This is a genomic window from Streptomyces graminilatus (genome assembly GCF_001418565.1).
GTDB classification, from domain to species: Bacteria; Actinomycetota; Actinomycetes; order Streptomycetales; family Streptomycetaceae; genus Streptomyces; species Streptomyces graminilatus.
The window spans coordinates 1-7,518 of record NZ_LIQQ01000574.1 but is presented as its reverse complement, the minus strand read 5'-3'; the positions used below and the strand labels follow the sequence as shown (position 1 = coordinate 7,518).

At 69.3% G+C, this 7,518-nt stretch carries 6 protein-coding genes; 4 read left to right on the top strand and 2 right to left on the bottom strand.

Going from position 1 to position 7,518, the window contains the following annotated elements; translation table 11 throughout:
- The 3 genes from AOK08_RS44095 to AOK08_RS36935 form a co-directional block, all read left to right on the top strand.
- A partial coding sequence (locus AOK08_RS44095; RefSeq protein WP_198539503.1) for a response regulator transcription factor occupies positions 1-234 on the top strand: 234 nt, incomplete at its 5' end.
- A 253-nt stretch (positions 235-487) separates the two neighbouring features.
- Entirely contained in the window at positions 488-1,861 is a 1,374-nt protein-coding gene (locus tag AOK08_RS36940) for a hypothetical protein (RefSeq protein ID WP_055534263.1), read from the top strand.
- 146 nt (positions 1,862-2,007) lie between these two features.
- The gene (locus tag AOK08_RS36935) at positions 2,008-3,138 is read left to right on the top strand and encodes a PTS fructose transporter subunit IIC (RefSeq protein WP_055534261.1); all 1,131 of its coding nucleotides are present in this window, start codon (positions 2,008-2,010) and stop codon (positions 3,136-3,138) included.
- Positions 3,139-3,185: 47 nt separating this feature from the next.
- Here AOK08_RS36935 and AOK08_RS36930 read toward each other — a convergent pair whose 3' ends face one another.
- Positions 3,186-4,529, bottom strand: a complete 1,344-nt coding sequence (locus tag AOK08_RS36930) for a UDP-glucose dehydrogenase family protein (protein WP_055534259.1) — start codon at positions 4,527-4,529, stop codon at positions 3,186-3,188.
- 259 nt (positions 4,530-4,788) lie between these two features.
- Here AOK08_RS36930 and AOK08_RS36925 point away from each other — a divergent pair, with 259 nt between their 5' ends.
- A complete protein-coding gene (locus AOK08_RS36925; RefSeq protein ID WP_055534258.1) occupies positions 4,789-5,946 on the top strand; it encodes an acyl-CoA dehydrogenase family protein in 1,158 nt (385 codons plus the stop codon).
- A gap of 94 nt (positions 5,947-6,040) precedes the next feature.
- On the opposite strand, the gene AOK08_RS36920 is transcribed toward AOK08_RS36925, so the two are convergent.
- Positions 6,041-7,372: an LCP family protein gene (locus AOK08_RS36920; protein WP_198539502.1), complete on the bottom strand. Its 1,332-nt coding sequence runs from the start codon at positions 7,370-7,372 to the stop codon at positions 6,041-6,043.
- Positions 7,373-7,518 lie beyond the last annotated feature (146 nt).

The following is a 7,518-nucleotide window of genomic DNA, read 5'->3' as shown; positions in this document are numbered from 1 at the left end:
GCCCCCGCTGTCCAGGCCGCCCCGGCCCGCACCGCGAATCCGCTGACCAGGCGTGAGCGTGAAGTGGCCGCGCTGATCGCCGAGGGCATGACGAACCGGCAGATCGCGGCGGCACTCAGCCTCTCGCCGAGGACCGCCGACCGGCACGTCGAGAACATCCTGACCAAGCTGGACCTCTGCCGCCGCACCCAGATCGCGGCCTGGTGGACACAGAGCCAGACACCCGCCGCGTAGCCCTCGCTCGCCGCCACCCACCTCGGACACCCACGTCCGACACCCACCTCCGACACCCAATTCCATGGGAATGGGTAGAAGCACGCATGATCCCGGCCACCGCGACGGCCAGGATCGTGCCAGGCGCAAGGGAACTGTTCCATCCCCTTCCCCGTCCCCCTCCCCGGGCGGCCCTGGTGGCCCTGCGCCTCACGGTGGCACCGGCAGCCCACTTTGAGAGTGAGAGCAAGAAGTGAGAATCAGAACGGAAGCCATGCGCGTGCGGAAGGCCATCGCGGTGGCAGCCGTCGCCGCGGCCCTGCTCGCGGTGCCCGTGACCGCCGCCCATGCCGACGACCCGGGTGCCACCCCCACGGCCACCGCCTCCTCCGCACCGGCCGACCCCACCGACTCGCCCACGCCCACGGCCGACCCGACCGACTCGGCCACGGACCCCTCCGCATCGCCCACGGACGCCTCCACCGACTCGCCCGCGCCCAAGGACGCCCCTCCGGAGTCGACGGCCGACACCAATCCGCCCGCGCCCGCGCCCAGTTCCGCGCAGGGCACGATGGACAAGCTCGACAAGATCGCCGACGACCACAGAGCCCTGGGTGTCTTCGGTGACGCCTCCGCTCCCGTCGTGGTCATGCCGAGCGGAACGTCCAGCGACGAGGAGGCAGCGGTCAACGCCGAGCTCCCCTCGGACTCGCACGCCACCGTCCAGATCAGCCAGTTCACCAAGGACGCGCTGGACGCTCTGCAGAAGACGGTCACCGACCGCAAATGGGCCCCCGACGCGGACACCTACGGTGTCGCGGTGGCGTACGACGCCGTGAACGACAAGGTCCAGGTGAAGAGCGACGCTCCCGACTCGGCCCTTCAGCAGCTCAGCGACGACCACCCGGGCCAGATCGAGACGTCCCAGTCCCGGCTGGAGCCCCAGAACACCCGGTTCGCCGACTGGTCCCCGTTCTGGGGCGGGGACGCGCTGATCGGCGCGAACGGCGGAAACCAGTGCACCGGTGGGTTCATGGTCGTCAACCGCGACGGCAGGCATGAGCTGGTGACCGCCGCGCACTGCTACGGCTGGTGGAACCAGGTCTACAACCGCACGTACAACGGCGGTTACGGCAACGCGGTGGGCCAGGTGTCGAAGCGCGACAACACCATCGACGCCGAGGAGATCGTGGACAAGGACTACGCCCCGATCATCTACACCGGCGGCACCCAGATCAGCGGCTCCAGCCTCCGCGTGTTCGGCAAGCAGCCGGTGTACTACGGCCTCCGGGTGTGTGTGAGCGGCGCGGTCAGCTTCAACCACTGCGGCCACCCGATCTCCCAGGGCGAGTTCAACATCTGCTGGTCGGGAACGGACGTCTGCATCAAGAACAACGCCGGGTTCGTCTTCGAAACGGGCGGCAACAACTTCCCCCGGTACAACAACGGACCGCAGACGAAGCCCGGAGACTCCGGCGCGCCCATCTACATGACGGACTACTCCGGCACCGCGGCCTGGATCGTCGGACTGAACGCGGGCGCCTACTGGGACTGCTGCGGCCAGTACCGGGGCCAGATCCACATGGTCGGCGTGAACCTGGACTACATCCTCGGCTCGTTCGGGGCCGAACTCGTCACCACGCACTGACAGTTCGGCACAGGCCGCGGCTGTCGCCGGGGCCGTGACACACAGGTGCCGGACACCCGTCGCCCACGGGTGTCCGGCCCCCTCCGGGCGCCCTCCTGCCCAAGGGCCGCCCCCTCTCACGTCCCCACCACACCAGGAGTCCCCTCATGTCCAGCAGCAACCACTCCTCCGGCCGGCGGTTCGGCACCCGACTGACGTCCTACGCACCCCAGTTGGGGCCGATCGTCGCGATGCCCGGCGTCATGGTCGTCGTCGCGCTCGCCGTCGCCGGTCCGCGCATCTCCGAGACGGCTTCGGCAGCCCTCTTCGCGGCCGACTGGAGCCAGCCGCAGACCTGGGCGGCGCTGCTGCTCAAGACCGGCCTCACCGCGCTGTCCTTCCTCGCCGTGGTGGTCGGCGGATTCGCCGGGCACAGTGTGGCCGGGCGGAACGCGGTCATCCCGGCTGCCCTGGGCGGTCTGGCCGCCACGGGGGTCCAGGCCGGTGTCCTGGCGGGTCTGGTCGCCGGGGTGTTCGCCGGCGTCGTCACCCTCGCGTTCGAACGCGTCCCGGTTCCTCCCCGGTGGCGGGGCCTCATCTCGAAGCTGCTGTTCCCACTGGTGACGACCACGCTCACAGCGTTCCTGATAGTCGGGGTCGTCGGACAACTGCTCAACGACCTGAGCACATGGCTGCACGGCGAACTGGCCACCCTGCAGTTCGAGAACACCGTGGCCGCCGGTCTCGTCCTCGGCGCGATGGCCTGCGCCGACCTCGGCGGGATGATCACCAGGACGGCCATCGGCTACGGCTCGGTGGAACTGGGCGGCGGCGACCCGTCGAAGTTCAGCACCCTCAACATGACCATGATGGCCGCCGTCGTCGCCGCGGGCATGGTCCCGCCCCTGGCCCTGTCGCTGGCCACCCTGGTGCGGCGAAGCCTGTTCACCGACGGGGAGCGGACCTACGCCAGGACGGGCTGGATGTTCGGGGCGGCCTTCCTCCCCGAGGGCGCGATCCCCTTCACCCTCGCCGATCCGCTGCGGGTGCTGCCGTCGTCGATGGCGGGCGGCGCGGTGACCGGCGCCCTGGTCATGATCCTGGGCCCGACCAGCAGGACACCGTACGGCGGCGTCTTCGCCCTCGACGAGACCGGCCGCCCGGTCGGCTTCCTGCTCGCCGTCGCGGCGGGGGTCCTGACCACCACGGTCCTCACGGTCGCCCTCAAGAGCCTCCGCCTCCCCGCCCGCTCCACCGCCAAGGCCAGGCCCTCGGGCGCCCTCGCGACGAGCGCGTAACCGTCCCGGCAGGGAAGAGGTAGGTGGTCGTCGCCGGGCGGCGCCCCTCAGGCCGTCGGCCGGCCCATCGCCCGGTACGTCCAGCCGGCCCGGCGCCACGCCGTCGGGTCGAGGGCGTTGCGGCCGTCCAGGATCAGGCGGTGGGACACCGCCTCGCCCAGCGCCGCCGGGTCCAGCTCGCGGAACTCCCGCCACTCGGTCAGGTGGAGTACGGCGTCGGCGCCCCGTACCGCCTCCAGTGCCGTGTCGGCGTACACGAGCGTCGGGAAGAGTCTGCGCGCGTTGGCCATGCCCTTCGGGTCGTACACCGTCACCTGGCCGCCCTGGAGATGGATCTGCCCGGCGACGTTCAGGGCCGGGGAGTCGCGAACGTCGTCGGAGTCGGGCTTGAAGGTGGCGCCGAGCACCGCGATCCGCTTCCCGAGGAACGGCCCGCCGCCCAGAGCCTGCCGGGCCAGCTCGACCATCTGGCCGCGCTGGCGCATGTTGATCGAGTCGATCTCGCGCAGGAAGGTCAGCGCCTGGTCCGCGCCCAGCTCACCGGCGCGTGCCATGAACGCCCGGATGTCCTTGGGCAGACACCCGCCCCCGAAGCCGATCCCGGCCCGCAGGAACTTCCTGCCGATCCGGTCGTCGTACCCGATCGCCTCGGCGAGCTTCGCCACATCCCCGTCGGCGGCCTCGCAGACCTCCGCCATCGCGTTGATGAACGAGATCTTGGTGGCGAGGAACGAGTTCGCCGACGTCTTCACCAGCTCGGCGGTCGGGAAGTCGGTGACGACGAACGGCGTCCCCTCCTCGACCGGCGTCGCGTACACCTCGCGCAGCAGCTTCTCGGCCCGCTCACTGCGTACGCCGACCACGACCCGGTCGGGGTGCAGGGTGTCCTGGACGGCGAAGCCCTCGCGCAGGAACTCCGGGTTCCAGGCCAGCTCGGCGTCCGCGCCGACGGGCGCCAGCTCGGCGATCGTACGGGCGAGCCGGTCCGCCGAACCGACCGGCACGGTCGACTTGCCGACGACCAGGGCGGGGGCCGTGAGGTGCGGGGCGAGGGACTCGATCGCGGCATCGACGTACGACATGTCGCAGGCGTACTCGCCGTGCTTCTGCGGGGTGTTCACGCAGACGAAGTGGACGTCGCCGAAGGCCGCGACCTCGGCCCAGTCCATGGTGAAGCGCAGCCGCCCGGTGGACCCCTCGATACCGGCGACATGCTTGCGCAGCAGCTCCTCGAGACCGGGCTCGTACATCGGGACCTGGCCGCGCCGCAGCAGGTCGATCTTCTCCTCGACGACATCGAGGCCCAGCACCTCGAACCCCAGCTCGGCCATGGCGGCGGCGTGGGTGGCCCCGAGATATCCGGTGCCGATCACGGTGATCTTGAGAGCCATGGGTGCTCCTGGGGTGTGGCCTGGGGACTGGGTGCTGGGCGGGTGTGCGAGGCGAGCATAGCCGCGGGCCCGCCGAAGGCCGCCGGGGCCCTTGACCGGGCAGAATCGCTCTGTCGCGAAGGTCACGTATCAGTCGGGTGGGCAGGCCGTAAAATCTGAACCGACAACCAGGTTACTTAACGGTAGTTAGCATCGCTCGCAGCCGTTAGTCACAGTCATTAGTCACAGTCATTGCAGCGTCTTTGGAGCGTGAGAGACCTTGGCCGGATCGGCTGATTTCGACCTGTACCGCCCGTCCGAGGAGCACGACATGCTCCGTGACGCGATCCGCTCCCTGGCCGAGGCGAAGATCCTCCCCTACGCCGCCGCCGTGGACGAGGAGGCCCGCTTCCCCCAGGAGGCCCACGACGCGCTGGTCGCCAACGACCTGCACGCGGTGCACGTACCCGAGTCGTACGGCGGTGCGGGCGCGGACGCGCTGGCGACCGTGATCGTGATCGAGGAGGTGGCGCGGGTCTGCGCCAGCTCCTCCCTCATCCCCGCCGTGAACAAGCTCGGCTCCCTCCCGGTGATCCTGTCCGGCTCGGAGGAGCTGAAGAAGAAGTACATGACACCGCTCGCCAAGGGCACCGGCATGTTCTCCTACTGCCTCTCGGAGCCCGAAGCGGGCTCGGACGCGGCCGGCATGAAGACGAGGGCGGTCCGCGACGGCGACTTCTGGGTCCTCAACGGCGTCAAGCGCTGGATCACCAACGCGGGCGAGTCCGAGTACTACACGGTGATGGCCGTGACCGACCCGGAGAAGCGCAGCAAGGGCATCTCGGCGTTCGTCGTCGAGAAGTCCGACGAGGGCGTCTCCTTCGGCGCCCCCGAGAAGAAGCTCGGCATCAAGGGCAGCCCGACCCGCGAGGTCTACCTCGACAACGTCCGCATCCCCGCCGACCGCATGATCGGCGCGGAGGGCACCGGCTTCGCCACCGCGATGAAGACCCTGGACCACACCCGCGTCACCATCGCCGCGCAGGCGCTGGGCATCGCGCAGGGCGCCCTCGACTACGCCAAGGGGTACGTCCAGGAGCGCAAGCAGTTCGGCAAGCCGATCGCCGACTTCCAGGGCATCCAGTTCATGCTCGCGGACATGGCGATGAAGCTGGAGGCGGCCCGTCAGCTCACGTACTCGGCGGCGGCGAAGTCGGAGCGCGGCGACAGCGACCTGACCTTCTTCGGGGCCGCCGCCAAGTGCTTCGCCTCGGACGTGGCGATGGAGGTCACCACGGACGCGGTCCAGCTCCTCGGCGGCTACGGCTACACCCGCGACTACCCGGTGGAGCGCATGATGCGCGACGCCAAGATCACCCAGATCTATGAGGGTACGAATCAGGTCCAGCGGATCGTGATGGCCCGCAACCTGCCGTAACCGGCCGCCGGTCCCGAGCACACGACAGGTTTGCCCCCGCCCGACGGATCGGGCGGGGGCCAACCCGCGTACCACTACTCGCTCACCGCACCGCTCAGTTGCCGCTGACCGTGACCTTCTCGTCGTTCTTCAGTTCCGTCACCAGCGTCTTGACCTTCGCCTTGTCCCAGACCAGGTTGCTGCCGGTCGAGCCCGAGATCGGCATGTTCATGGACTTGCCGTCGCCGCCCGTGACGCCCTTCATCGCCCAGAACATGTCGGCCAGGTCGAACAGACCCATGTCCTTGTCCACGATCAGGGTGTCGAGGCCCGCGCTCATCGTCGGGTACAGCTTGAACGGGTTCAGGAGCGTGCCCGGCGTCGCCGTCTGGCTCGCCAGCGCCGCGAGGAACTTCTGCTGGTTCTTCGTACGGTCGAGGTCGCTGCCCGGGAGGGCGTACCGCGTACGGACGAAGGCCAGCGCCTGCTCGCCGTTGAGGGTCTGCTCGCCCGCCGAGAAGTTCGCGCCGGACTTCTTGTCCTTCAACCCGCCCTTGGGGATGGTGAGGTCCACCCCGCCGACCGCGTCCACGATGTTCGCGAAGCCGGCGAAGCCGATCTCGACGTAGTGGTCGATGCGCAGTCCGGTGTTGAACTCGACGGTACGGACGAGCAGTTCGGGCCCGTCCGTCGCGTACGCCGCGTTCAGCTTCATGTGCTTGCCGGTGCCCTTGTACGTCTTGCCCGACTCCGAGCCGACGAACGTCGGGATCTCCACGTCCGAGTCACGGGGGAGGGAGACGAGTGTCGGGCCGTTGTCGCCGGTGTGCAGGATCATCATCGAGTCGGTGCGCTTGCCCTCGGCGGAGCCGGTGTGCAGCGCCTTCTTCTCCGCGGACGACATGCCCTCACGGCTGTCGGAACCGACGATGAGATAGTTGGTGCCCGAGCCGCCGTCCGGCCGGTCGATGACCTTCGACAGGTCGACCTGGCGGTTCAGCTTGGAGTCGGCCCAGAAGTAGGTACCGACGGACACCACGACCAGTCCGGTGACCACCGCGATCGCGGTCCACTTGATCCGCTTGCGCCAGTCCGGAGCGGCACCGGGGTTCCTCATCGACCCGGGCCCGCCGGACCCGCCGCCGTAGACCTGCCCGGTGTTGTACCCGCTGTCATTGCCGTAGCTGTTGCCATGGCTATTGCCGTTGCCGTTGCCATAAGGATCCTGTCCCTGGTCACCGGCGTACGGCTGCTGCTGCGGCACCCCGCCGCCGTACGGAGGGGCGGTCGGGGCCTGGCCGTACGGGCCGCCCTGACCGCCCTGGCCGCGCTGGACCTGCCGCATCACGCGCGCACCCTCGGGCTGTGTGTTCGCGCTACCGCGTCCGTAGCGGTTGTCGCGGTTGTCGCGGCTGTCGTCCGCCCACGCATCGGGCCAATCGTTCATGCGGACCAGTGTGCAGTGCCTGGCCATGCCCTATACAAGGGTCGAAGTAAATTAGGAGCAGGGCTGTTGCGAAGCTGACACAAATCGCCCAGAAGTGTTCCCGGAAGGCCACCAGGTCCCAGGACGGGCCGGGAGGGGCCGGGAGG

Excerpts from the sequence above, each read along its gene's own strand:
- AOK08_RS36940 (WP_055534263.1), top strand. The coding sequence starts at position 488 with ATGCGCGTGCGGAAGGCCATCGCGGTGGCAGCCGTCGCCGCGGCCCTG.
- AOK08_RS36935 (WP_055534261.1), top strand. The coding sequence starts at position 2,008 with ATGTCCAGCAGCAACCACTCCTCCGGCCGGCGGTTCGGCACCCGACTG.
- AOK08_RS36930 (WP_055534259.1), bottom strand. The coding sequence starts at position 4,529 with ATGGCTCTCAAGATCACCGTGATCGGCACCGGATATCTCGGGGCCACC.
- AOK08_RS36920 (WP_198539502.1), bottom strand. The coding sequence starts at position 7,372 with ATGAACGATTGGCCCGATGCGTGGGCGGACGACAGCCGCGACAACCGC.